23 protein-coding genes are annotated in these 22,737 nt (G+C 66.5%); 17 read left to right on the top strand and 6 right to left on the bottom strand.

Translation table 11 applies throughout. The annotated features are described in order from the left end of the window. Nucleotides 1-89 precede the first annotated feature (89 nt). The 4 genes from DU478_RS17280 (at nucleotide 90) to DU478_RS17265 (ending at nucleotide 3,183) form a co-directional block, all read left to right on the top strand. On the top strand, nucleotides 90-755 hold the full coding sequence (locus DU478_RS17280; RefSeq protein WP_114512216.1) for a 50S ribosomal protein L25/general stress protein Ctc: 666 nt from the start codon (nucleotides 90-92) through the stop codon (nucleotides 753-755). A 120-nt stretch (nucleotides 756-875) separates the two neighbouring features. After that, a complete protein-coding gene (gene pth, locus DU478_RS17275; RefSeq protein ID WP_114512215.1) occupies nucleotides 876-1,580 on the top strand; it encodes an aminoacyl-tRNA hydrolase in 705 nt (234 codons plus the stop codon). A 60-nt stretch (nucleotides 1,581-1,640) separates the two neighbouring features. Beyond that, entirely contained in the window at nucleotides 1,641-2,813 is a 1,173-nt protein-coding gene (locus tag DU478_RS17270; RefSeq protein ID WP_114512214.1) for a serine hydrolase domain-containing protein, read from the top strand. A 1-nt stretch (nucleotide 2,814) separates the two neighbouring features. Further along, nucleotides 2,815-3,183, top strand: a complete 369-nt coding sequence (locus tag DU478_RS17265) for a DUF2237 family protein (RefSeq protein WP_114512213.1) — start codon at nucleotides 2,815-2,817, stop codon at nucleotides 3,181-3,183. A 148-nt stretch (nucleotides 3,184-3,331) separates the two neighbouring features. Here DU478_RS17265 and trpB read toward each other — a convergent pair whose 3' ends face one another. The 4 genes from trpB to DU478_RS17245 form a co-directional block, all read right to left on the bottom strand. Beyond that, on the bottom strand, nucleotides 3,332-4,549 hold the full coding sequence (gene trpB / locus DU478_RS17260) for a tryptophan synthase subunit beta (RefSeq protein ID WP_114512212.1): 1,218 nt from the start codon (nucleotides 4,547-4,549) through the stop codon (nucleotides 3,332-3,334). A 141-nt stretch (nucleotides 4,550-4,690) separates the two neighbouring features. After that, nucleotides 4,691-6,019, bottom strand: coding sequence for an MATE family efflux transporter (locus DU478_RS17255; protein WP_114512211.1), 1,329 nt, complete (start codon nucleotides 6,017-6,019; stop codon nucleotides 4,691-4,693). A gap of 144 nt (nucleotides 6,020-6,163) precedes the next feature. Next, nucleotides 6,164-6,673 (bottom strand): PaaI family thioesterase, encoded by a 510-nt coding sequence (locus DU478_RS17250; protein ID WP_114512210.1) that lies wholly within the window; start codon nucleotides 6,671-6,673, stop codon nucleotides 6,164-6,166. Between the two features lie 3 nt (nucleotides 6,674-6,676). Next, nucleotides 6,677-7,099: a PaaI family thioesterase gene (locus DU478_RS17245; protein ID WP_114512209.1), complete on the bottom strand. Its 423-nt coding sequence runs from the start codon at nucleotides 7,097-7,099 to the stop codon at nucleotides 6,677-6,679. A gap of 117 nt (nucleotides 7,100-7,216) precedes the next feature. Here DU478_RS17245 and DU478_RS17240 point away from each other — a divergent pair, with 117 nt between their 5' ends. From DU478_RS17240 to DU478_RS17195, 10 genes are all read left to right on the top strand, one after another. Continuing rightward, the gene (locus DU478_RS17240) at nucleotides 7,217-7,585 is read left to right on the top strand and encodes a MerR family transcriptional regulator (protein WP_114512208.1); all 369 of its coding nucleotides are present in this window, start codon (nucleotides 7,217-7,219) and stop codon (nucleotides 7,583-7,585) included. Nucleotides 7,586-7,811: 226 nt separating this feature from the next. Next, on the top strand, nucleotides 7,812-8,216 hold the full coding sequence (locus DU478_RS17235; RefSeq protein WP_114512207.1) for a MerR family transcriptional regulator: 405 nt from the start codon (nucleotides 7,812-7,814) through the stop codon (nucleotides 8,214-8,216). Nucleotides 8,217-8,256: 40 nt separating this feature from the next. Beyond that, the gene (locus DU478_RS17230; protein ID WP_114512206.1) at nucleotides 8,257-10,038 is read left to right on the top strand and encodes an acyl-CoA dehydrogenase C-terminal domain-containing protein; all 1,782 of its coding nucleotides are present in this window, start codon (nucleotides 8,257-8,259) and stop codon (nucleotides 10,036-10,038) included. A gap of 52 nt (nucleotides 10,039-10,090) precedes the next feature. Next, nucleotides 10,091-10,303 carry a hypothetical protein gene (locus DU478_RS17225; protein ID WP_114512205.1) on the top strand — a complete coding sequence of 71 codons (213 nt, stop codon included), beginning with the start codon at nucleotides 10,091-10,093 and terminating at the stop codon, nucleotides 10,301-10,303. 43 nt (nucleotides 10,304-10,346) lie between these two features. Continuing rightward, a complete protein-coding gene (locus DU478_RS17220; protein WP_199488366.1) occupies nucleotides 10,347-11,471 on the top strand; it encodes an acyl-CoA dehydrogenase family protein in 1,125 nt (374 codons plus the stop codon). A 370-nt stretch (nucleotides 11,472-11,841) separates the two neighbouring features. After that, on the top strand, nucleotides 11,842-12,480 hold the full coding sequence (locus DU478_RS17215; protein ID WP_114512203.1) for a glutathione S-transferase family protein: 639 nt from the start codon (nucleotides 11,842-11,844) through the stop codon (nucleotides 12,478-12,480). Between the two features lie 64 nt (nucleotides 12,481-12,544). Then, nucleotides 12,545-13,756 carry an acetyl-CoA C-acetyltransferase gene (locus DU478_RS17210; RefSeq protein ID WP_114512202.1) on the top strand — a complete coding sequence of 404 codons (1,212 nt, stop codon included), beginning with the start codon at nucleotides 12,545-12,547 and terminating at the stop codon, nucleotides 13,754-13,756. Nucleotides 13,757-13,759: 3 nt separating this feature from the next. Continuing rightward, nucleotides 13,760-14,239, top strand: coding sequence for a hypothetical protein (locus tag DU478_RS17205; RefSeq protein ID WP_114512201.1), 480 nt, complete (start codon nucleotides 13,760-13,762; stop codon nucleotides 14,237-14,239). After that, nucleotides 14,236-14,715: a hypothetical protein gene (locus DU478_RS17200; protein ID WP_114512200.1), complete on the top strand. Its 480-nt coding sequence runs from the start codon at nucleotides 14,236-14,238 to the stop codon at nucleotides 14,713-14,715. Before DU478_RS17205 ends, DU478_RS17200 begins: the two co-directional genes overlap by 4 nt. 217 nt (nucleotides 14,716-14,932) lie before the next feature. Then, complete coding sequence (locus DU478_RS17195; RefSeq protein WP_114512199.1) at nucleotides 14,933-17,134, top strand: 3-hydroxyacyl-CoA dehydrogenase NAD-binding domain-containing protein; 2,202 nt, start codon at nucleotides 14,933-14,935, stop codon at nucleotides 17,132-17,134. Nucleotides 17,135-17,211: 77 nt separating this feature from the next. Here the strand turns inward: DU478_RS17195 and DU478_RS17190 are convergent, their stop codons facing one another. Continuing rightward, nucleotides 17,212-17,862 carry a sulfotransferase family 2 domain-containing protein gene (locus DU478_RS17190; protein WP_114512198.1) on the bottom strand — a complete coding sequence of 217 codons (651 nt, stop codon included), beginning with the start codon at nucleotides 17,860-17,862 and terminating at the stop codon, nucleotides 17,212-17,214. A 112-nt stretch (nucleotides 17,863-17,974) separates the two neighbouring features. On the opposite strand from DU478_RS17190, the gene DU478_RS17185 reads away from it, so the two are divergent. From DU478_RS17185 to DU478_RS17175, 3 genes are all read left to right on the top strand, one after another. Then, nucleotides 17,975-19,600, top strand: a complete 1,626-nt coding sequence (locus DU478_RS17185; protein WP_114512197.1) for an AMP-binding protein — start codon at nucleotides 17,975-17,977, stop codon at nucleotides 19,598-19,600. A gap of 4 nt (nucleotides 19,601-19,604) precedes the next feature. Further along, nucleotides 19,605-19,784, top strand: coding sequence for a hypothetical protein (locus DU478_RS17180; protein ID WP_114512196.1), 180 nt, complete (start codon nucleotides 19,605-19,607; stop codon nucleotides 19,782-19,784). Nucleotides 19,785-20,149: 365 nt separating this feature from the next. Next, nucleotides 20,150-21,175, top strand: coding sequence for a hypothetical protein (locus tag DU478_RS17175; protein WP_114512195.1), 1,026 nt, complete (start codon nucleotides 20,150-20,152; stop codon nucleotides 21,173-21,175). Between the two features lie 161 nt (nucleotides 21,176-21,336). Here the strand turns inward: DU478_RS17175 and DU478_RS17170 are convergent, their stop codons facing one another. Further along, complete coding sequence (locus DU478_RS17170) at nucleotides 21,337-22,704, bottom strand: SPOR domain-containing protein (protein WP_158545805.1); 1,368 nt, start codon at nucleotides 22,702-22,704, stop codon at nucleotides 21,337-21,339. Nucleotides 22,705-22,737: the final 33 nt, after the last annotated feature.

Below are 22,737 nucleotides of genomic sequence, written 5' to 3'. Positions count from 1 at the left end.
TTGCCATATCGCCCGAAACCCACTATCGCGCGGGCTTCACGCGAAGCTACAGCCTTGGAGGAGCTTCGCTTAACCTTAGGAGAATACACATGGCTGGAGAGATTCCTGATCTTCACGCTTCGGAACGGACGGGGACAGGCAAGGGCGCCGCTCGTCAGGCACGCCGCGACGGCATGGTTCCGGGCATCGTCTTCGGCGGCGAAAACGCGCCGCTGCCGATCAACCTGCCCTACAACGCACTGGTGGCCCGCCTGAAGAAGGGCCGGTTCAAGTCCACGCTCTTCAACCTCAAGGTCGATGGCCACGAGGATGTCCGCGTGATCTGCCGCGACGTACAGCGCGATGTCGTAAAGGACCTGCCGACGCATGTCGACTTCATGCGCCTGCGCCGGCATTCGAAGATCAACCTCTTCATTCCGGTTGAAGTGCTCAACGAAGACACCGCCCCCGGCCTCAAGAAGGGCGGCGTGCTGACCATGGTGCGTCCCGAGGTCGAACTGGTGGTGACCGCGGGTGACATCCCCGAGAAGATCACCATCGACCTCGCCGGTCTCGAGATCGGCGACACGGTGACGATTTCGGATGTGACCCTGCCGCAGGGCACCAAGCCGACCATCGACCGCGACTTCGTGATCGCCAACATCTCTGCCCCGTCCGGCCTGCGCGCCGCCGAGGAAGAGGACGAGGGCGAAGGCGAAGTGGCCGCCGATGAGGTCGAAGCCACCGAACAAGGCGAAAAGGGCGACGAGGAATAAACCTCGGCCTTTTCCGATCCGACATACGGCCCCGCCCCACCGGCGGGGCCGTTTTCGTTGCAGCCCTGCCGCGCGCGGCCTATGTCTGTGCCCGACACCAGGCAAAAGGCAGGCAACGCCATGCAAATTTTCGTGGGCCTCGGCAATCCCGGCGCGAAATACGCGGGCAACAGGCACAACATCGGATTCATGGCTCTGGACCGCATCGCCGAGGAGCATGGTTTCGGCCCGTGGAAAGCGCGCTTTCAGGGCCAGGCGGCCGAAGGACGGCTGGGCGGCGGCAAGGTGCTGATGCTCAAGCCCGAAACCTTCATGAACCTGTCGGGACAGTCCGTGGGCGAGGCGATGCGCTTCTTCAAGCTGGAACCGGGCGATGTGACGGTCTTTCACGACGAACTCGATCTCGCGCCGGGCAAGCTCAAGGTCAAGACCGGCGGCGGCCATGCGGGCCACAACGGGCTGCGCTCGATCCATGCCCACCTCGGCCCGGAATACCGGCGCGTGCGGCTGGGCATCGGCCATCCGGGGCGCAAGGAATTGGTGGCGGCCTACGTGCTGCACGACTTCGCCAAGGCCGATGGCGACTGGCTGGACGACCTGCTGCGCGGCATTGCGGACGGCGCGCCCGATCTCGCCGACGGCGACGCGGGCCGGTTCCAGAACGCGGTGGCGCTGCGCGTGAACCCGCCGCGCAGTTCCGGCGGGCAGCGGCCCGACGCGGCCCCGCCGCCGCCCGATAGGGCGGAGGAGGCCGCCCGGCCCGCCGAGCCCGAGCCCCAGGACACCCGATCCGCCCTGCAAAAGCTGGCGGACCGCTTCCGCTGATCCGCGTTCCGGTTGCCTCGGACGGTTGCCGATGATCAGATGGCGGCAAAGGAGACCGTCATGCGCCTTCTCGTCCGCCGCGTCCTGCCCGTTGTCGCGGTCCTGCTGCTGATCCTCGCCGCCCTCGCGGCGTGGAACCGCGAGGCGCTGGTCCGGCTCAACGCCGTGAACACGCTTTTTGCTGAAGACCGGATCGTGTGGAATTTCAGCCATATGGACACGCTTTTTCACACCGTCACCGTGCCACGCGGCGACGGGCCGGTGAGCGAATTGCCCGAGGGCGACCCGCAGATCATGCCCGCCGATTTCGACGAGTGGCTGTCCCGCCGCGCAGTCACCTCGCTGGTGATGCTGCGCGACGGTGCAGTGGTGCACGAAAGTTATCACCTGGGCACCGGGACAAGCGACAAGCGCATTTCCTGGTCGGTGGCCAAGTCGTATTTGTCATTGCTTTTCGGCGTTCTGCTGGACGAAGGTCATGTCGAGAGCCTTGACGACCCGGTGACCAAATACGCCCCGGAGCTTGCGGGCAGCGCCTATGACGGTGCCAGCATCCGAAACGTGCTGAACATGGCCTCGGGCGTCACCTTCGACGAGGACTATCTGGATTTCTGGAGCGACATCAACAAGATGGGCCGCGTTCTTGCGCTTGGCGGGTCGATGGACGACTTTGCCGCCGGCCTGGACGAGACCTTTGTCGCGCCGGGCACGCAGTGGCAATACGTCTCGATCGACACCCATGTGCTGAGCATGGTGCTGCGCGGCGCCACCGGGCGCAGCATTCCCGATCTGCTCTCCGAAAAGATTATCGCGCCCATGGGATTGGAGGCAGAACCCTATTATATTACAGATGGTTATGGCGTGGCTTTTGTGCTGGGCGGGCTGAACCTCACCACCCGCGACTATGCCCGCATGGGACAGATGGTATTGCAGGGCGGTGCCTATGACGGCCGCCAGATCGTGCCCGCCGACTGGATCACGCAAAGCACAGACCCCTCGGCCCCGACGGCGCCCGGCGCAATCCAGTACGGATATCAATGGTGGATCCCCGCCGATGCACGCCCCGGCGAGGTGCTGGCCCGCGGGGTCTATGGCCAATATGTCTACATCGACCGCGCGGCCGGCGTGGTCATCGCCACAACCGGCGCCGACCGGGCCTTTCGCGAGGCCGGCGCCTTCGACGACAGCCTGGACATGCTTCGCAGGCTCGCAGCCGCAGACACAGGAGGATGATTTGGAAAAAGACCCCGAAACCAACGTACTGGGCGGCGCTCTTGAACTCTGTTCGAACGATCCGGTGACCGGCTTCTTCCGCGATGGCCACTGCAACACCTGCGCCGCGGACACCGGCAGCCACACCGTCTGCGCGGTGATGACCGCGGAATTCCTGGCGCTGTCGAAATACCTCGGCAACGACCTGAGCACTCCGCGTCCCGAATTCGACTTCGCCGGCCTGCAACCCGGCGACCGCTGGTGCCTCTGCGCCGCGCGTTTCCTGCAGGCCCATGACGAAGGCTGCGCGCCGCGCGTGAATCTCGCCGCCACCCATGCCCGCGCGCTCGACATCGTGCCGCTGGAGGTTCTGGAGGCCTACAAACTCTGATGTTTCCGCAACGCTTCGGGCGCCCGGCGTCCGGGTTCTTGCCCATACAGGATCAATCCCCCAAATGATCCACAGGCGGCAGCCGCCAGAAAAAAGCGCCGCGCGACATCCTCGCGCGGCGCTTTCTCCGTCTGGGTGTCCTGCGTTCCTACATCTCGAAGCCGAGATGCTTTGCGACGGTGAAGATGTCCTTGTCGCCGCGCCCGCACATGTTCATGCAGATGATGTGATCCTTGGGCAGGTCGGGCGCGATCTTCATCACGTGGGCCAGCGCGTGGCTGGGTTCAAGTGCCGGGATGATGCCCTCTTTCTCGCAGCAGAGGGTGAAGGCTTCCAGCGCCTCTTTATCGGTGATGGCGACGTATTCGGCACGGCCGATATCGTGGAGCCAGGCGTGTTCCGGTCCGATCCCGGGATAGTCGAGCCCGGCGGAGATCGAGAAGCCCTCCAGGATCTGCCCGTCGTCGTCCTGCAGCAGATATGTCCGGTTGCCGTGCAACACCCCGGGCCGCCCGCCCGTCAGGGACGCGCAATGCTCCATCTTGTCGTTGACGCCCTTGCCGCCGGCCTCGACCCCGATGATCGACACCTCCTTGTCATCAAGGAAGGGGTAAAACAGGCCCATGGCGTTCGAGCCGCCGCCGATGGCGGCGATGATCGTGTCGGGCAGACGGCCTTCGGCGGCCATCATCTGCTCTTTCGCTTCCTTGCCGATGATCGACTGGAAATCGCGGACCATCGCCGGATACGGATGCGGCCCGGCGACCGTGCCGATGCAATAGAACGTGTCGCGGACGTTGGTCACCCAGTCGCGCAGCGCGTCGTTCATCGCATCCTTGAGCGTGCCGCGACCGCTCGTCACCGGCACCACCTCGGCGCCCAGCAGCTTCATGCGGAAGACGTTGGGCGCCTGCCGCTCCACGTCATGCGCGCCCATGTAGACCACGCATTTCAGCCCGAACTTGGCGCAGACGGTCGCGGTCGCCACGCCGTGCTGACCGGCGCCGGTTTCGGCGATGATGCGGCTCTTGCCCATGCGGCGTGCGAGGATGATCTGGCCCAACACGTTGTTGATCTTGTGCGCACCGGTGTGGTTCAGCTCGTCGCGCTTGAGGTAGATCTTCGCCCCGCCCAGATGCTCGGTCAGGCGCTCGGCGAAATAGAGCGGGCTGGGCCGGCCGACATAATGGGTCCAGAGATCGTGCATCTCGTCCCAGAAACTCTGGTCGTTCTTGGAGTGCTGGTATTGCTCGTCGAGTTCGAGGATCAGCGGCATCAGCGTTTCGGAGACGAAGCGCCCGCCGAAATCGCCGAAGCGGCCCTTTTCGTCTGGCCCGGTCATGAAGCTGTTGAAGAGGTCGTTCATCGCGCATCTCCCTAGGGGGTCAGGGGCCGGTTGTAGGCGCGTGTGCTACGGATTTCCAGTGCCATTCTGACGCGCGGCAGACCCGCGGGGGCGCGTTTTTCTCGAGAAAAACGACCCGGAAAATTCAAATTTTCCGGGCCCTCAGGCGGCGGCCCGTTCAAGCGCGGGATAGCGCAGTGCCAGCGTCACCCCGCGGGCCACGAAGGAGATCAGCAGCGCCGCCCAGAGCCCGTGGTTGCCGATCCATGGCACCAGGACCAGCACAGCGGCGACGTAGACCAGTGCCGAGACGACCATCATGTTGCGCATGTCCGCCGTCCGCGTGGCGCCGATAAAGACCCCGTCGAGCATCCAGGCCGCCAGCCCCACCAGCGGCGCCGCGATCATCCACGGCAGGTAATCGCGGGCGGCGGCCTGTACTGGCGGCACATCGGCCATGAGATCGATGAGCGCCGGCCCCGCGACCCAGAACGCGAGCGACATGACCGCGCAGGACAGCAGCCCCCAGACCGAGGTCAGGATCGCGCTGCGGCGCAGGGTCTGCACGGCGCGGGCGCCCATCGCCTGGCCCACCATCGCCTCGGCGGCAAAGGCGAACCCGTCGAGCGCGTAGGCGGTGATCTGCAGGAACTGCAGCAGCACCTGATTGGCCGCCAGCACCACGTCGCCGAAATCCGCGGCGAGGAACAGGAAGGACATGAAAATCGCCTGCAACAGCAGCGAGCGGATCAGGATGTCCGAGTTCACGCGGGTCATGTTGGTCAGCTTGGCGCGGTCGAAGACCCGCGCCCAGTCGCGCCAGGCGGGCACCCGGAACGCTGCGCGACAGAGCCAGAGGCCGACCGCCAGCCCCGACCATTCGGCGAGGAAGGTGGCGAAGGCCACGCCGTCGACCCCCCAGCCCAACCCGAGCACGAACCACAGGTCCAGCACGATGTTCAGCAGGTTCATCCAGACCTGCATGACAAGCAGCGCCCGCGTGCGCTCGAGCGCGATGAGCCAGCCCGAGATCCCGTAGATGGCGATGGCCGCGGGGGCCGACCAGATGCGGATCTGCATGTAGCTGCGGGCAAGGCGTTCGACCTCGTCGCTGGCCGGCGCGACCTCGAAGGCGGCCCAGAACAGCGCCGCCTGGAAGACGATCATCAGCGCCCCCGCGCCCAGCCCGATCATCAGCACCCGGGTCAGCAGGGCCGCAACCTCGGCGCGGTTGCCCTGCCCCGCCGCCTGCGCGGCGAGGCCGGTGGTGCCCATGCGCAGGAAGCCGAAGATCCAGTAGATGCCCGACAGGATGATCGCGCCGATGCCGACCGCGCCGATGGGGGCCGCGAGGCCGATCTGGCCGACCACGCCGGTGTCGACCGCCCCCAGGATCGGTACGGTGGCATTGGCGATGACGATGGGAATGGCGATCTTCAGCACCCGGCCATGCGTCACCTCGCGCGGCGGATCGGCCAGGGTGTCGGTCATCGGCAAATGCGTCCTTTGAGGGGATTACTGTCCGCGCCAGACCTCGGCCCCATCGTTGCGGGGGCTCTGCCCCCGTCCGCGCCGGGGCGCGGACTCCCCCGAGGTATTTTAGAACCGGAGAAACGGGGGGCGTGGCGCATCGTCTCAAGCCTCGGGCGCGGGCATCAGGAAATGCGCGGTACCTTGCGCGAAGGGGCGGCTGCGGTTGTCCTGCCAGGCCTCGGCATGGACGCTGGCGTAGCGGCGGCCCGAACGCGTGACCTTGGCCCGGGCGTAGGCGTCGCGCGGCAGGCCCGAGCGCAGGTAGTCGACGGTGAAGTCGATGGTCTTGGGCAGGCGCGGCAGGTCTCCGGCCTCGAGCGCGTCGGGGCTGAGCGCGCCGCTTTCGATGTCCTCCCAGAGCCAGGCCCAGCTGAGCGAGATCAGCGCCGTGACCTCGAGAAAGGCCGCCGTCACGCCGCCGTGGATCGCCGGCAGCATCGGGTTGCCGATCAGCATCTCGTCGAAGGGCAGCAGCGCCGTCAGTTCGTCGCCGCGGCGATCGAAGCGGATGTTCAGGAACTGGATGTAGGGCACGCCGCCTGCGAGCGCATGAAGGGCGGCATCGCGGCGCTGCTTGACCACCTGGACCGGTTCGGGACGCGGGCGCGGCATGGCTCAGCCCCCTTCCACGGTGAAGGCGCCGGTGGCCGCGGCAACAGGCCGGTCGGCGTCGTCGTCCCAGGCGCTGGCGCGGACGAAGGCCACCGAGCGGGTGATGTGGTAGCATTCGGCCCGGGCGGTGATCGGCTGGCCGGGCGTGGCGGCGCGCATGTAGTCGATGCGCAGGTCGATCGTCGCGGTGCCGGCAGGGGCAGACGGGTGGGACATCACCGCCGCCCCGCTGCAGGTGTCCATCAGCGCCGAGACCGCGCCGCCGTGAATGACACCGGTCTTCGGGTCGCCCACCAGCCGCGCATCGTAGGGCATGGTGATCGTCGCGGCGCCATCGGCGATGTCGGTGATCTGCATCGACAGCGCCCGCGCGTGCGGGATGGTCTCGATGAACTGGCGGGCGATGCGGGCCTTGTCTGCGGTCATGGCGGTCTCCTTGCCTTTACTGACCACGCGGGCGAGACCGGCGCAAGCGGCTCGGCGCGCAGGATATTGCCCTCGGCCTCAGGACAGCTATGCTTTCGGCAAGGGAGAGACGCGCGAATGCCAGACCGCCTCAGCTTCAAGGAAATGTGCGCCCGTTTCGACGTGACGCCCCGCACGCTGCGATACTACGAATATATCGAGCTCTTGCAGCCCGAACGCGAGGGCCGCGCCCGCTGGTACGGGCCCAAGGAATGCGCGCGCATGACGCTGATCCTGCGCGGGCGCAAGTTCGGCTTCCAGCTCGAGGACATCCGCCAGTGGCTGCTGATCTACGAAAAGGAAGGCACCGAAGCGCAGATGCGGACCTGGATCAAGATGGCCGACGGGCAGCTTGAAGAGCTGGCGGAGCAGCGCCGGCAGATGGACGAGGCCATGGCCGAGCTCAAGCGCCTGCGCGACGAAACCGCCGATTCGCTGAAAAAGTGACCGCTTTGCAGGGCGGATTTCCGCGACGTTCCAGCCGTTTTGACCGGCTGAAAAATTTTTTACCAAATAATAAAATTTCATTTCGACCCCGTTGACGCGACGTGATGTTACGTCAACGCGAAAGTGACGTGGCGTCTGAGTTACGTCACCCAAAATTCCCATTGTATGAAGAGGGCACGCCACGCATCTCGTCCGGCAGAAAGCCACGGCGACAAAGGCACGGGATATGACAACTGACCAGACGATGACCATCCGCGAGATGTGCGACAGCTTCGATGTGACGCCGCGCACCTTGCGATTCTACGAAGCCAAGGAACTGCTGTTTCCGGTCCGGCAGGGCCAGAAGCGGCTGTTCACACGGCGCGACCGCGCGCGGCTCAAGCTGATCCTGCGCGGGAAGCGGTTCGGCTTCTCGCTCGAGGAGATCCGGCAGCTCCTGGACCTCTACGACATGGGCGACCAGCAGCAGACCCAGCTGCACAAGACCTACGAGATCGCCCAGGCCCGCCTGCGCGACATGGTCAAGCAGCGCGACGAGCTGAACGCGGCGATCGCCGAGCTCGAGGAACAACTGACCTGGGGCGAAAAGATGATCGCCTCGATGAACCAGCACAAGCGGGCGGCCGAGTAACCGCCGCCCCGCCGACACAAGCTACCGACGGAGGACCGCAATGCCGATCTATCACGCCCCCACCAAAGACATGCAGTTCATCATGCATGACGTTCTCAAGGCGTCCGAGCAGGATATTCCCGGCTACGACGAGCTGGACCGCGACTTCACCGCCGCGGTGCTCGAGGAATCGGGCAAGCTGGCCACCGAGGTGCTGACCCCGCTGAACACCGTGGGCGATACCGAGGGCTGCAAACTCGAGAACGGTGTCGTGCGCACCCCCACCGGATTCAAGGAAGCCTTCGACCAGATGCGCGACGGCGGCTGGACGGCGCTCGACTGCGATCCGGACTACGGCGGACAGGGCCTGCCATACCTCATGCACACCGCGGCGCAGGAACCCTTCGTGTCGGCCAACATGGCCTTCAACATGTACCAGGGACTGACCCACGGCGCCTATACGGCAATCCACATCCACGGGTCCGAGCAGCAGAAAAAGACCTACCTGCCCAAGATGACCACCTGCGAATGGACCGGCACCATGAACCTGACGGAGCCGCATTGCGGCACCGATCTGGGGCTCATGCGCACCAAGGCCGTGCCGCAGGACGACGGCACCTACAAGGTGACGGGCCAGAAGATCTTCATCTCCGCCGGCGACCATGACCTGGCCGAGAACATCATCCACCTGGTGCTGGCCAAGATCCCCGGCGGCCCTGACGGCATCAAGGGCGTGTCGCTTTTCATCGTGCCGAAGTTCCTCGTCAACGAGGACGGCAGCCTGGGAGAGCGCAACGGCGTCTCGGTCGGCAAGATCGAGGAAAAGATGGGCATCCACGGCAACTCGACCTGCGTGATGAACTACGACGACGCAACCGGCTACCTCGTCGGCGAGGCGCACAAGGGCATGCGGGCGATGTTCACCATGATGAACGAGGCGCGGCTGGGCGTCGGCCTGCAGGGCTACGCCCAGGCCGAAGCGGCCTATCAGAACGCCGTGGCCTATGCCAACGACCGGCTGCAGGGCCGCGACGTGACCGGGGTCAAGGCGCCCGAGAAATCGGCCGACCCGATCATCGTGCACCCGGACATCCGCCGCAACCTGATGGATCAGAAGAGCTTTGTCGAAGGCGCCCGCGCCTTCACCTACTGGGGCGCCTACCTGATCGACCGCGCGCACAAGAACGACGACGCCGCGGCCGAGGGGCTCATTTCGCTGATGACTCCGGTCATCAAGGGCTTCCTGACCGACAAGGGCTTCGAGATGGCGGTGAATGCCCAGCAGGTCTACGGCGGCCACGGCTACATCGAGGAATGGGGCATGTCCCAGTTCGCCCGCGACGCCCGGATCGCGATGATCTACGAAGGCGCCAACGGCATTCAGGCGCTCGACCTCGTGGGCCGCAAGCTGGCGCAGGAAGGCGGCAAGCACGTCATGGCCTATTTCGACATGATTAAGACCTTCATCAAGGACAACGCCGGCCAGGACGAGGCCTTTGACAAGGAGTTCCTCGAACCGCTCAAGGCGGCGTCGAAGGACCTGCAGGCGGCGGGGATGTATTTCATGCAGAACGGCATGAAGAACCCCCACAACGCGCTGTCGGGGTCTTACGACTTCATGCACATGTTCGGGCATGTCTGCCTGGGTTACATGTGGGCGCGCATGGGGGTTGCTGCGCGCGACGCACTTGCGAACGGTGCCTCGGACACCCAGTTCTACGAGACCAAGCTGGCCACCGGGCGCTACTACATGACCCGCCAGTTGCCCGCCACGTCGATGCACCTGGCGCGCATCCAGACCGGTGCGGACACCGTCATGGCGCTGGACGCGGCGAACTTTTGAGACGACGGTGGGGGCCCACCCCCCACCAGACACTCGGACGCCGGAGACCGCCATGCCGAAACGCTTTCGCCTGACCCGCCGCTTCCCGGTCGCGATGACCGAAGACGGCTACCGCGGCCTGAAGAAATTCGCCGCAGAGGCCGGTCTGGACGAAGGCGAGGCGCTGTCTTTCCTGTTCGAGAACTTCGGCAGCATCACCGACGAAGAGGCGCTGGGACACCGCCTGCGCCTCTTCAACGCGGAGCTCGACGCCCGCAAGCGATAGACACCGCCGACCGGCAGGGGAGACCGGAATGCGATCCACTTGGATGACAGACGAGCACGCGATACTGGCGGAGATGACGCGAAAGTTCATCACCTCCGAATGGGCGCCGCTGTTCGGCCAATGGCGCGACCAGGGCCAGATGGACCCCGCCACCTGGCGCGAGGCCGGCGCACTGGGGCTGCTCTGCCCATCGGTGCCCGTATCATATGGCGGCGCCGGCGGCGATTTCGGCCACGAGGCGGTGATCCTGATCGAAGCCTCGCGCGCCAACCTCGCCTCCTGGGGCCATGGCATCCATTCGGGCATCGTGGCACACTACATCCTCGCCTATGGCACCGAGGACCAGAAATCCCGCTGGCTGCCGCGCATGGTATCGGGCGATCTGGTGGGGGCGCTGGCGATGACCGAGCCCGGCACCGGCTCAGACGTCCAGGCGATCAAGACTCGCGCCCCGCGCGACGGCAATGCCTACCGGCTTTCGGGGCAGAAGACCTTCATCACCAACGGCCAGCACGCCAACCTGATCTTGGTCGCGGCCAAGACCGACCCGGCCGAAGGCGCCAGGGGCGTGAGCCTCGTCGTGGTCGAGACCGACGGTGCGACGGGCTTTGCCCGCGGCCGCAACCTGCGCAAGATCGGCCTGCACGCCGCCGACACGTCCGAGCTCTTCTTCGACAACGTGGAAATCCCGCCCGAGAACATCCTGGGCCAGGAGGAGGGTCAGGGGTTCTACCAGATGATGCAGCAGCTGCCGCAGGAACGGCTGATCATCGGCTGTGGTGCGGTGGGCGCGATGGAGGGCGCAGTCGACCGGACCATCGCCTATTGCCAGGAACGAGAGGCCTTCGGCGGCCCGCTGACCCAGTTCCAGAACACCCGCTTCCAGCTGGCCGAATGCCGGACGAAGACGGCGGTGGCCCGCGCCTTCCTGGATCAGTGCATGACAGAGCACCTCGCGGGCGCGCTGACTGTCGAGCGGGCCGCGATGGCAAAATACTGGCTGACCGACACGCAAGGTGAGGTGCTGGACGCCTGTCTGCAACTGCACGGCGGCTACGGCTACATGCAGGACACGGCCGTGGGCGAGATGTGGGCCGATGCCCGCGTTCAGCGGATTTACGGCGGCACCAACGAGATCATGAAAGAACTGATCGCGAGGGCGCTGTGATGACAAACCGCACCGCAGCCGGCCAGCGTCGGATGTGGGGGTTTCACACCCCCACACCCCCGTGGAGGTTTATTGGCAAGATGAAGACGGGACCGCGCATCGAACCCAGTGCCGTGCGACGGGCGGCAGTCGGTCCACGCCGCCATCCGGTCACACGGTCTTGGGGATCCGTGACGGGACGGCGGCGCTTCACCTTGCACGCCGGGTCGCTCTCCAGCTGTCGGCGCAGGGCGAGCATAGGCGCGTTAACGTTAAGCAAGGGTAAATCCGATCCAAGCTTCATCTTGCCGATAAACCTCCACGGGGGTCCGGGGGTGTGAAACCCCCGGTCCCGCCGCCGCCACGGGCGCAACGAAAGGACGCAAAGACGATGACCATCCAGCTGCACTGCTTCGGCGAATCCGGCAATGCCTACAAGGCGGCGCTCGCACTCGAGCTGTCGGGCCTCGACTGGGCGCCGGTCTTCGTGGATTTCTTCAACGGCGCCACCCGCGGCGCCGATTATCGCCGGGACGTCAATGTCATGGGCGAGGCGCCGGTCATGGTCGACGGCGATCTGAAGATCACCCAGTCTGGGGTGATCCAGATGTATGTCACCGAGAAGACCGGGAAATTTGGCGGTAGTACGCCTGAAGAGGCGCGCGAGGTCATGCGCTGGATGTTCTGGGACAACCACAAGCTTTCCAGCCAGGCCGGCATGACCCGGTTCCTGATGAACTTCCTGCCCGAGGACAAGCGCCCGGCTGAGGTCATCGGCTTCATGCAGGGCCGGCTCAAGGCCGCCTACCAGGTACTGGACAACCATCTCGACGGGCGCGACTGGATCGTGGGCGCGGGTCTTACCAACGCCGACCTGAGCTGCTGCGGCTATCTCTACTATCCCGAGCCCTTCGGCTTCGACCGCGCCCAATGGCCCAACATCGACCGCTGGCTCGACCGGCTGAGCGCCACGCCCGGCTGGAAAGCCCCCTATGACCTGATGCCCGGCTCCCCCGCGGACCGCGCCTGAGAACACCGCGCCCGCAAAGGGTGCCAGATCAAGGCCCACACCACCGGGCCGGAAGGAGACCAGAATGACCGATGCTTATATCTACGACACCGTGCGCACGCCCCGCGGCAAGGGCCGCAAGGACGGCGCGCTGCACGAGGTGACCTCGGTGCGGCTGTCCGCGCTCGTGCTGAACGCTCTGAAGGAGCGCAACGACCTTTCGGGCCATGCGGTCGAGGACGTGATCTGGGGCAACGTCACCCAGGTCGGCGAACAGGGTGGCTGCCTCGCGCGCACCGCGGTGCTGGCCTCGGACCTCGATGAATCCATCCCGGGCCTTGCCATCAACCGCTTCTGCGCCTCGGGCATGGAGGCGGTGAACCTGGCCGCCAACCAGGTGCGCGGCGGCGCGGGCGAGGCCTATATCGCCGGCGGGGTCGAGATGATGGGCCGGGTCGCCATGGGCAGCGACGGGGCGGCCATTGCCGTCGATCCGAGCGTTGCCATGGACAGCTACTTCGTGCCGCAGGGCATCAGCGCCGACATCATCGCCACCGAATACGGCTTCACCCGCGACCAGGCCGATGCGCTGGCCGTGGAGTCGCAGAAACGTGCCAAGGCCGCCTGGGACGACAAGCGGTTTTCGAAGTCGATCATCACCGTGAAGGATCAGAACGGCCTTCCGATCCTCGATCATGACGAATACATGCGTCCCGGCACAGACATGCAGAGCCTCGGATCGCTCAACCCCAGCTTCCAGGCCATGGGCGAAGTCATGCCCGGCTTCGACAAGATCGCGCTGATGAAGTACCCGCATCTCCAGCGGATCAACCACATCCACCACGCCGGCAATTCCAGCGGTATCGTCGATGGCGCTGCGGGCGTGCTGATCGGCAGCAAGGAATTCGGCGAAAAGCACGGGCTGAAACCGCGCGCCCGGATCAAGGCCACCGCCAAGATCGGCACCGATCCGACCATAATGCTGACCGGCCCGGTTCCGGTGACCGAGAAGATCCTCAAGGACAACGGCATGGAGATCGGCGACATCGACCTTTTCGAGGTGAACGAGGCCTTCGCGAGCGTGGTTCTGCGCTTCATGCAGGCCTTCGACGTCGATCAGGACAAGGTCAACGTGAACGGCGGCTCCATCGCCATGGGGCATCCGCTGGGGGCCACGGGCGCGATCATCATCGGCACCCTTCTCGACGAGATGGAGCGCACGGGCAAAGGCACCGGGCTTGCGACGCTCTGCATCGCCAGCGGCATGGGTGCGGCCACCATCATCGAGCGCCTCTGAGCCATGGCCTCTGCCCGCGACATCTACCAGGCCAATCTCACGGCTGTGTCGCGCGCCCTTTGGGCGCGCGACCTTGCGGCGATGCTCGATCATATCGCGCTGCCGAACATGATGTTGACGGTGGATGCGCAGGTGGTGTTGAGCACGCCGCAGGAGATGTCCGAGGCGATGCTGCGTTTTCGGGACCACCTGCAGGACATCGGCGCCGAGGCCTATCACCGCACCTGCCAAGATGCGAAGTTTCTCGACGCCGACCGCCGGACCATCGTCGGCTGGCACACTACCTACATCCTGCGCGGGGGCACCTGCCTGGTGGCGCCGTTCACCAATCAGATGACCCTGTTGCGGATCGACGCGGCCTGGAAAGGGGTTCGGATCGAGACCGCGACGCGGATCACCGAATGTCCGACGGTCAACCCGGACATGGCGGCGCGGCACTTGGCTGAAATGGCGCGGCACAGCCCGATGGGAGGCGCGCAATGACTGCGGCTCCGTTCTCTCAGATCTTCCAGGATTGGCTCGATGCGGTCGGGGACGCGATGCTGAAAGGGGATTATGCGCGGTTTGCCAGTCACATTGCGCTGCCACTGAAGATCCGCACCAAAACCACCGAAATGCAGATCGGCAGCGATGCCGACCTGCGCATGGGGTTCGATGCCTGGGACGCGATGCTGAAGGCGCAGAACGCCACCGACATGAATCGCCGGGCACATGACGCGCAGATGACCGGGGACGGTCTGCTGATCGGGCTCTACAGCACACGCATCCTGCGCGGCACCGTCCCCGTGGTGCCGGTGTTCGAGTCGACCGCGGCCCTGCGCCGCGTCGGCACGGAGTGGCGGGCAATTGCGTTGGAGTCTGGCGTGCAGAACCGGCAATGGCCTTTCGATCTGCCGCGCATCGCGGAGCCCGCCGACACCGGCATCCGCGATGCGTCGCTCCCGGATGAGGCCGAATGAGCCATGCGCGGGGTCACACATATCGCAACGGATGCCCGCCTGCGGCGGGTCGCGTCCTGCGCCGCGGGTCCGGGCCTTTGGCCCGCGGTCCCGCCCCTGCCCTCACCGGCAGCCCTCTTGTACCGCGGCGAAAGCAGCGGACGGCGGGCGCCGCACACAAACACGCCGGCCCTGCATACCGGACCGGCATCCCTTTCCACCTGAGCGGAGACAAGACATGACCGATTTCACCATGATCAAGGGCGACGACGGCGTCGCCATCATCACCTGGGACGTGCCCGGCAAGAGCATGAACGTGCTGTCGATGCAGGGCCTGCGCGACCTCGACGCGCTGATGGACGAGGCGCTGGCCGACGACGCGGTCAAGGGCATCGTCATCACCTCCGGCAAGGACAGCTTTGCCGGCGGCATGGACCTCAACGTCATCGCCAAGATGAAGTCCGACGCCGGCGACGAACCCGAGCGGGGGCTCTTCGAGGGCATCATGCAGATGCACGCCGCGCTTCGGAAAATCGAGCTGGCGGGCATGGACCCAAAGACGCTCAAGGGTGGCAAGCCGGTTGCCGCCGCCCTACCAGGCACGGCGCTTGGGATCGGGCTGGAAATTCCGCTGGCCACGCACCGGATCTTTTGTTCGGTCAATCCCAAGGCCAAGATCGGCCTGCCGGAAATCATGGTCGGCATCTTCCCGGGCGCCGGCGGCACCACCCGCATGGTCCGCAAGCTGGGCGCCATGGCGGCCTCGCCCTTCCTGCTCGAAGGCAAGCTTTCCGATCCGATGAAGGCGAAATCCGCCGGCATCATCGACGAGGTTGTCGCCGACCCGCTTGAAGCGGCGAAGGAATGGGTCCTGAACGCCAAGGATGCGGACCTGGTGAAACCCTGGGACGCCAAGGGCTACAAGATGCCCGGCGGCGCGCCGTATCACCCCGCAGGCTTCATGACCTTCGTCGGCGCGAGCGCCATGGTCCACGGCAAGACCCAGGGCGTCTACCCGGCGGCCAAGGCGCTGCTGTCCGCGGTCTACGAAGGCGCGCTGGTGCCCTTCGACACGGCTCTGAAGATCGAGGCGCGCTGGTTCACCAACGTGCTGATGAACCCCTCGTCGGGCGCGATGATCCGGTCGCTCTTCATCAACAAGGAGGCGCTTGAGAAAGGTGCGGTGCGGCCCGCCGACGTGGCCGACCAGCGCGTGCGCAAGGTCGGCGTGCTGGGTGCCGGCATGATGGGCGCGGGCATCGCGCTGGTCAGCGCGCAAGCCGGTATCGACGTGGTGCTGCTGGACCAGAAGCAGGAGGCCGCCGACAAGGGCAAGGCCTATTCCGCCAGCTACATGGACAAGGGCATCCAGCGCAAGAAGGCCACCGAGGAAAGCAAGGAGGCGCTGCTTGGCCGGATCCACGCGACGACCGACTATGCCGCGCTGCGGGATTGCGACCTGATCGTCGAGGCGGTCTTCGAGGACCCGCGGATCAAGGCCGAGGTGACGCAGAACGTCGAGAAGGTGATCCCCGAGGACTGCATCTTTGCCACCAACACCTCGACCCTGCCGATCACCGACCTGGCCGGTGCCTCGTCGCGGCCCGAGCAGTTCATCGGCATCCACTTCTTCTCGCCGGTCGAGAAGATGATGCTGGTCGAGATCATCAAGGGCAAGGAAACAGGTGACCGCGCCGTTGCCAAGGCACTGGATTTCGTCCGCCAGATCCGCAAGACGCCGATCGTCGTGAACGACGCGCGGTTCTTCTACGCCAACCGCTGCATCATCCCCTATATCAACGAGGGCATGCGCATGGTGGCCGAAGGCGTGGCCCCCGCGCTGGTCGAGAATGCCGCGCGCATGGTCGGCATGCCGCTGGGCCCGCTGCAACTGGTGGACGAGACCTCGATCGACCTCGGCGCCAAGATCGCCCGCGCCACCAAGGCCGCGATGGGCGACGCCTACCCCGACGGCGCGGTCGACGAGGTTATCTTCTGGATGGAAGGTCAGGAGCGTCTGGGCCGCAAGTCGAACGCCGGCTTCTACAGCTACGACGACAAGGGCAAACGTCAGGGCCTTTGGTCGGGCCTCGGCGAGAAATACGCGCCTCTGGACGATCAGCCGGACCTCATCGAAGTGCAGCATCGCCTGCTCTTCGCGCAGGTGCTCGAGGCCGTGCGCGCGCTCGAGGAAGGCGTGCTCATGGACATCCGCGAAGGCGACGTCGGCGCGATCCTGGGCTGGGGCTTTGCGCCCTGGTCGGGCGGTCCGTTCTCCTGGCTCGATATCATCGGCGCGCCCTATGCCGCCGAACGCTGCGACCAGCTGACCGAAAAGTTCGGCGACCGCTTCGCCTGCCCGGCGCTGCTGCGCGAGATGGCCGACAAGGGCCAGAGCTTCTACGGCCGCTTCGGCCAGGACGCCGACAAGGCCGCCTGAGCCTGCACACCACCGCGGGGCCGGCGCACACGCCCGGCCCCGTGCCCGGAATTCTCGGGAATTCCGGGCACGGGGCCTCAGCCGTCGAAGCGATATCCGAACCGCGCGATATCCTCGGCGCAGATCGCGCCCAAGACCTCGGCCAGATCGTCCGGGTAATACCGCCTGTAATCGGTCGACCGATCCGACCGGTTGTCATGCGGCACCTCGGGCACGAACCCCAGGTGCTCCGCCAGTGGCGCCATGTCCTCGGCCAGATGCTCCAGCCGCAGCCAGGCAGAGACACGCTCCACCCCGTCGGCGCAGCGCATGTAGCTGCCGTAGGGGCTGCCGCCGATGCTGGCGGAGGTCTGCGGATGCCGCAGGAACCCGGCAAAATCCAGCTCCTTGGCCAGATGCACCGCGGGATGATCGAAGCCCTGTGTCTGCAGCCAGTGGTAATAGCTCACCAGCCGGTCCCACGGGTTGCGCACCAGGGCAAAGGTGAACATCCCGGCGATCTCCTCGGAGCTCACGACCCCGTCGATATCCGCCAGCGTGCTGTGTTTCCAGAGCCTGCCGCGCGCCGCCAGGCCCTTCAGCCGCCCGCGCCGCTTGCGGGCTTTCGGCGTGTCTCCGATCAGGATGTCGTCGGCCATCGCCCGCGCCTCCAGCGCCCGCGCCATGGAGGTGCCGCCGGTCTTGGGGATATGCACGAAGATATAGCCGCGGCCGCGCGAGAGGATCATGGCGCCACCCTAGCGCCGCGCGCGCGTGCAGGGAATCCCCCACCGAAGGCGGGCTTTTCAGACGCCGCAAACCTGCGCATACTCCGGGAAAGATCACCCAGGGAGGACCGGCATGGGCTGGCTGAAAGACGAAACCGGGCTGGACAAGACCCCGGCCAATTACACCCCGCTGACGCCGCTGTCGTTTCTCAGCCGCGCCCGCGACGTCTTTGCCGACCACACCGCCGTGGTCTACGGCCCGCACCGCAAGACCTATGCCGAGTACGCCGAACGCTGCACCCGCCTGGCCTCCGGCCTCGTGGCCCGTGGCATCGCCCCGGGCGACGTCGTAGCCACCCTGCTGCCCAACCTGCCCGCCCACGCCGAGGCGCATTTCGGCGTGCCCGCCTGCGGCGCGGTGCTCAACACCATCAACACCCGGCTCGATCCGGGCACCGTGGCCTATATCCTCGACCACGGCGAAGCGAAGCTGCTGCTCGTCGACCCGCAGTTCCTCGCGCTGGCGGAAGAGGCCATCGCCGCGCAGGAGGGCCCGAAACCGGCGATCGTCGAGGTGGCGGACGACCACGCGGGCTTCCCCGCCAGCGGCCGCCACATGACATACGAGGACCTGCTGGCCCAGGGCGACCCCGATTTCGCCTGGCTGATGCCCGAGGACGAATGGGAGAGCCTGTCGCTCAACTACACCTCCGGCACCACCGGCAAGCCCAAGGGCGTGGTCTACCACCACCGCGGCGCGTATCTCAACGCCATGGGCCAGGTGCTCAGCTGGCGCATGGTGCTGAACCCGGTCTACCTCACCATCGTGCCGCTTTTTCACTGCAACGGCTGGTGCCACACCTGGATGATGCCCGCGGTCGGCGGCACGCTGGTCTGCTGTCGCGACATCACCGCGCCCGCGATCTTCAAGGCCATCGCCGACGAGAAGGTCACCCATTTCGGCGGCGCGCCCATTGTTCTGAACACGCTGATCAACGCCAGGCCAGAAGAGCGCCGCGACTTCGACCACGTGGTCGAGGTCTTCACCGCCGGCGCCCCGCCCGCGCCCTCGACATTGGCCAAGATCGAACCGATGGGCTTCAACGTCACCCATGTCTACGGCCTCACCGAAACCTACGGGCCGGCCACCGAATGCACCTGGCAGGCCAAGTGGGACCCGCTGCAGGGCGACGACCGCGCCGCCCAGAAATCCCGCCAGGGCGTGGCGATGCCCTTCATGGAGCATGTGACCGTCACCGACGAGACCCTCGCCGAAACCCCGCGCGACGCCGAAACCAAGGGCGAGATCATGTTCCGCGGCAACGGCGTGATGAAAGGCTACCTCAAGAACCCCGAGGCCACGCGCGAAGCCTTCGCCGGCGGCTACTATCATTCCGGCGATATCGCGGTCATGCATCCCGACGGCTATCTCAAGATCGCCGACCGCGCCAAGGACATCATCATCTCCGGCGGCGAGAACATCTCCTCGGTCGAGGTCGAAAGCACGCTGATGGGCCATGACGCCGTGTCGCTCTGCGCCGTGGTGGCCAAGCCGGACGAGAAATGGGGCGAGGTGCCCTGCGCTTTCGTCGAGCTCAAGGAGGGCGCCGAGGTCACGGAGGACGAACTCATCGCCTTCGTCCGCAGCAGGCTCGCCGGCTTCAAGACGCCGAAAAAGGTGATCTTCCAGGAGCTGCCCAAGACCTCCACCGGCAAGATCCAGAAATTCGAGCTGCGCACGGTCGCCAGGGACGCCTGACCCGGTGGCGTCCCGCACCGGATCCACCCCCCTGATCCTGTTCTTCCTCGGGCTCGCGCTGCTGGTCGTCGGCGCCAAGTTCGGCGCCGGCTGGATCATGGGCCCCACCGCGCTCGAACGCTGCCTCGCCGCCGGTCACCAATGGGACGCCCCGGCACAGCGCTGCGCCGCGCCGCTGCCCTGACCCGCAACGGCCCCTTGCGGCCAAACTCCTCAGAGCACCAGAGACCGAGAGGTCCGCGCCGGCGCGACAGACGGTCCCTTTCATCTGCCGCGGGTCTCGTCCATCGTTCCTTGCGTGCCCGGTTGTCCAGATACCGCCACACCCCGTCACGCGAGAGGCACACCCTTCCCATCGCTGCACCGCGCTCCTGCGCTGACCCGCCCCTTCATCTTGCCAATAAACCTCCAGAGAGCACGAGAGACAGCGTCTCTCGTATGCCGCAGGCATTCCCCGCAACCGCTGGCGGATCCGGCGCGCCTGCCGCATTGCCGTCTCCGATGCGCCCATGCTAACCTCACCCATCAAGAGAGGCAGAGCAGCCCGCGATGACAGCGCTGAACCAATACCAAAGGCTCGAAGCCACCGGCCTCTGGCGGCCCGATCCGCAGGCACAGCGGCGCGAGGTGGTGGTGTCGATGGGCGATGCCACGCTGACCATCACCGATCTGCAGGACCGGGTCCTGGCGCATTGGTCGCTCGCCGCGGTGGCCCGCGGCGCCCGCACCGACGACCGCGTGACCTACCATCCCGACGGCGATCCCGGCGAGACGCTGGAACTCGACACCGACGCCACCGAGATGATCGCGGCCATCGAGAAGGTGCGCCAGGCCATCGACCGCGGCCGCCCCCACCCCGGCAAGCTGCGCTGGGTGCTGAGCATCGGCGCGGGCCTCGTCATCGCAGCGCTTGCGGTCTTCTGGCTGCCCGACGCGCTGCTGCGGCACACGGTGCAGGTGGTGCCGATGGTCAAGCGCGTGGAGATCGGGGAAAACCTGCTGGCGCGCATCACCCGGGTCTCGGGCGCGCCCTGTTCCGCGCCCGAAGCGCGCGAACCGCTGCGGCACCTGGCGCTGCGCATTCTCGGCGAAACCCGCCGCGACGCGCTGGTGGTGCTGCCCGACGGGGTCCAGACCACGGAACATCTGCCTGGCGGCCGCATTCTGCTCAACCGCGCCCTGGTCGAGGATCCCGAAGATCCGGACGTCACCGCCGGCTACATCCTGACCGAAGCGGTGCGCGCCGCCCGCGCCGATCCGCTCGAGGCGCTGCTGCGCCATGCCGGGCTGATGGCAAGCCTGCAACTGCTCACCACCGGATCGCTCTCGGACGAGGTGCTGGACGATTATGCCGAAACGCTGCTGACCACGCCGCAGGCGCCGGTGCCCCGCGACGTGCTGCTGCGCGCCTTCGAGAATGCCCAGCTGCGCACCACGCCCTATGCCTACGCGCTGGACGTGACCGGCGAAGACAGCCTGCCGCTGATCGAGGCCGATCCGCTGGCAGGCAGCAGCAGCGCCCTGGTTCTGAGCGATGCGGACTGGGTCCGACTTCAGGGCATCTGCGGCGGCTGACGCAAGGCAAGGCCGCCGCCCGCTTCCCCCGCGAAGCGAGGCTCGGCTGATCGGCGCAGGGCCGTCCCTCTTCGCCCGGGGCCACTCCCCGCGGCGCAGACATGAAACGGCCTCCGCCGATCCGGCAGAGGCCTGACGTTATTAGCCGAACGCCTGTCGCGTCAGCGCACGAAGGCATCTCCGAAACCGGCCCGCCGCGCCGAGGACAGCGCGCTGTTCAACGCGGACTGGCTCGAAAACGGCCCGGCCATGACGACGCGCAGGTTCTGACCGCCGCGGCTGTAGGCGCTGAACCGCACCGGAAGGCCCATGGCCTGCAGCCGACGTGCGGTTCGCTCGGCATTCGCCGGCACGCCGAAGGTGCCGACCTGGACGAACCGTCCCCCGGCCGCCTGTGCGGGCTGGCGCGGCGCGGACACGGCGCTGGTCGCCGTCCGTGGCTGCGGCGCCACGGCCCGCACCTGACCCTGCGTCGACATCGCGGCGTTCTGCGTGGCCATATCGGTGTAGGGATAGACCAGCTTGGGATAGCGCGCGGTCACGTCGCGGCCCGAACTGCGGTCGATCAGCCGGCGCGGCACCGTATTGGTCCACACAAGTTGCGTCGCCATGTAGCCGTCTATCGACTGGTTCGCCCGCTTGCGGTTCAGCCGGTCGTCGTCAAAGGCGGGCCGGTAGTCGCGCGGCGTCACCACCACCTGATCGTCGCGGCTTTCGTAGACGTGGCGCGGCACAATCCGCGTGCTGCCCGGCAGTTGCGACGCCTGGGAGGCCTGGGCGGTCTGCATCGACGCGCCAGGCAGACGGTAAACGTTCTTGCCCGGCCCCGGCGCTTCGCCCCTGCGCACGATGGTGACGTGCGACACCTCCTGCGCGGTGCGGCGCGCCTGCGGCGCGGCGATGGCAACCGGCGCCGGTGCGGGGGCCGCAGCCACCTGCGGCGCCGGCGCCTCTGAAGCGCAGCGCGCGGTATAGCGGCGGCCTTCGTAGGTGTATTGCGTCCGGGCGCTTGCCGACTGGTCGCAGGCCGCGCGCGCCGCCTGCTGCAGGGTCAGGCGCGGCGCGGGCGGGGCCGTCACAGACTGCGGCCTGGGCGCAGAAACGACACGCTGCGGTGCCGCGGCGCGCGGCTGCGGTGCGCGGGTCGTGACCACGCGCCGCTCCGGCGCGGGCGTGTCCGCCACCGGCGCCGATACTGGTTCATCGAGGGTGATCTGCACGACGTCCGGCGCAGGCTCTGCCGCCCGGCGCGCGGTCTGGGCCGGCGCACCCTGGGCAAAGGTCGGCTGCGCCCCGCACAGGTGAGACCGCGCACGGGTCACCCGCGGCACCCAGTCGACGGTTCCGTCGATCCCGGCGCGCACATAGACACAGCCGCGGCTGTCAACATACTGCCGCCCGGAATACGAGGCGGGCGGAAATTCCGCCGGCACTTCGGTCGACATGCGCCCCTGCGCCGCCACCGGTGCGGATTGAAACCCAAGCGCCCCGACCACCACGGCCAGAGCGAAAAACGTACCATGTCTCATGTCTTCCCCCACAGATGACCATGCAAGGATGCA

This window comes from Thalassococcus profundi, assembly GCF_003344785.1.
Classification (GTDB): domain Bacteria; phylum Pseudomonadota; class Alphaproteobacteria; order Rhodobacterales; family Rhodobacteraceae; genus Puniceibacterium; species Puniceibacterium profundi.
This window is presented reverse-complemented; position numbering and strand designations above follow the sequence as displayed.

Excerpts from the sequence above, each read along its gene's own strand:
- DU478_RS17280 (WP_114512216.1), top strand. The coding sequence starts at position 90 with ATGGCTGGAGAGATTCCTGATCTTCACGCTTCGGAACGGACGGGGACA.
- pth (WP_114512215.1), top strand. The coding sequence starts at position 876 with ATGCAAATTTTCGTGGGCCTCGGCAATCCCGGCGCGAAATACGCGGGC.
- DU478_RS17270 (WP_114512214.1), top strand. The coding sequence starts at position 1,641 with ATGCGCCTTCTCGTCCGCCGCGTCCTGCCCGTTGTCGCGGTCCTGCTG.
- trpB (WP_114512212.1), bottom strand. The coding sequence starts at position 4,549 with ATGAACGACCTCTTCAACAGCTTCATGACCGGGCCAGACGAAAAGGGC.
- DU478_RS17255 (WP_114512211.1), bottom strand. The coding sequence starts at position 6,019 with ATGACCGACACCCTGGCCGATCCGCCGCGCGAGGTGACGCATGGCCGG.
- DU478_RS17250 (WP_114512210.1), bottom strand. The coding sequence starts at position 6,673 with ATGCCGCGCCCGCGTCCCGAACCGGTCCAGGTGGTCAAGCAGCGCCGC.
- DU478_RS17245 (WP_114512209.1), bottom strand. The coding sequence starts at position 7,099 with ATGACCGCAGACAAGGCCCGCATCGCCCGCCAGTTCATCGAGACCATC.
- DU478_RS17240 (WP_114512208.1), top strand. The coding sequence starts at position 7,217 with ATGCCAGACCGCCTCAGCTTCAAGGAAATGTGCGCCCGTTTCGACGTG.
- DU478_RS17235 (WP_114512207.1), top strand. The coding sequence starts at position 7,812 with ATGACAACTGACCAGACGATGACCATCCGCGAGATGTGCGACAGCTTC.
- DU478_RS17230 (WP_114512206.1), top strand. The coding sequence starts at position 8,257 with ATGCCGATCTATCACGCCCCCACCAAAGACATGCAGTTCATCATGCAT.
- DU478_RS17225 (WP_114512205.1), top strand. The coding sequence starts at position 10,091 with ATGCCGAAACGCTTTCGCCTGACCCGCCGCTTCCCGGTCGCGATGACC.
- DU478_RS17220 (WP_199488366.1), top strand. The coding sequence starts at position 10,347 with ATGACAGACGAGCACGCGATACTGGCGGAGATGACGCGAAAGTTCATC.
- DU478_RS17215 (WP_114512203.1), top strand. The coding sequence starts at position 11,842 with ATGACCATCCAGCTGCACTGCTTCGGCGAATCCGGCAATGCCTACAAG.
- DU478_RS17210 (WP_114512202.1), top strand. The coding sequence starts at position 12,545 with ATGACCGATGCTTATATCTACGACACCGTGCGCACGCCCCGCGGCAAG.
- DU478_RS17205 (WP_114512201.1), top strand. The coding sequence starts at position 13,760 with ATGGCCTCTGCCCGCGACATCTACCAGGCCAATCTCACGGCTGTGTCG.
- DU478_RS17200 (WP_114512200.1), top strand. The coding sequence starts at position 14,236 with ATGACTGCGGCTCCGTTCTCTCAGATCTTCCAGGATTGGCTCGATGCG.
- DU478_RS17195 (WP_114512199.1), top strand. The coding sequence starts at position 14,933 with ATGACCGATTTCACCATGATCAAGGGCGACGACGGCGTCGCCATCATC.
- DU478_RS17190 (WP_114512198.1), bottom strand. The coding sequence starts at position 17,862 with ATGATCCTCTCGCGCGGCCGCGGCTATATCTTCGTGCATATCCCCAAG.
- DU478_RS17185 (WP_114512197.1), top strand. The coding sequence starts at position 17,975 with ATGGGCTGGCTGAAAGACGAAACCGGGCTGGACAAGACCCCGGCCAAT.
- DU478_RS17175 (WP_114512195.1), top strand. The coding sequence starts at position 20,150 with ATGACAGCGCTGAACCAATACCAAAGGCTCGAAGCCACCGGCCTCTGG.
- DU478_RS17170 (WP_158545805.1), bottom strand. The coding sequence starts at position 22,704 with ATGAGACATGGTACGTTTTTCGCTCTGGCCGTGGTGGTCGGGGCGCTT.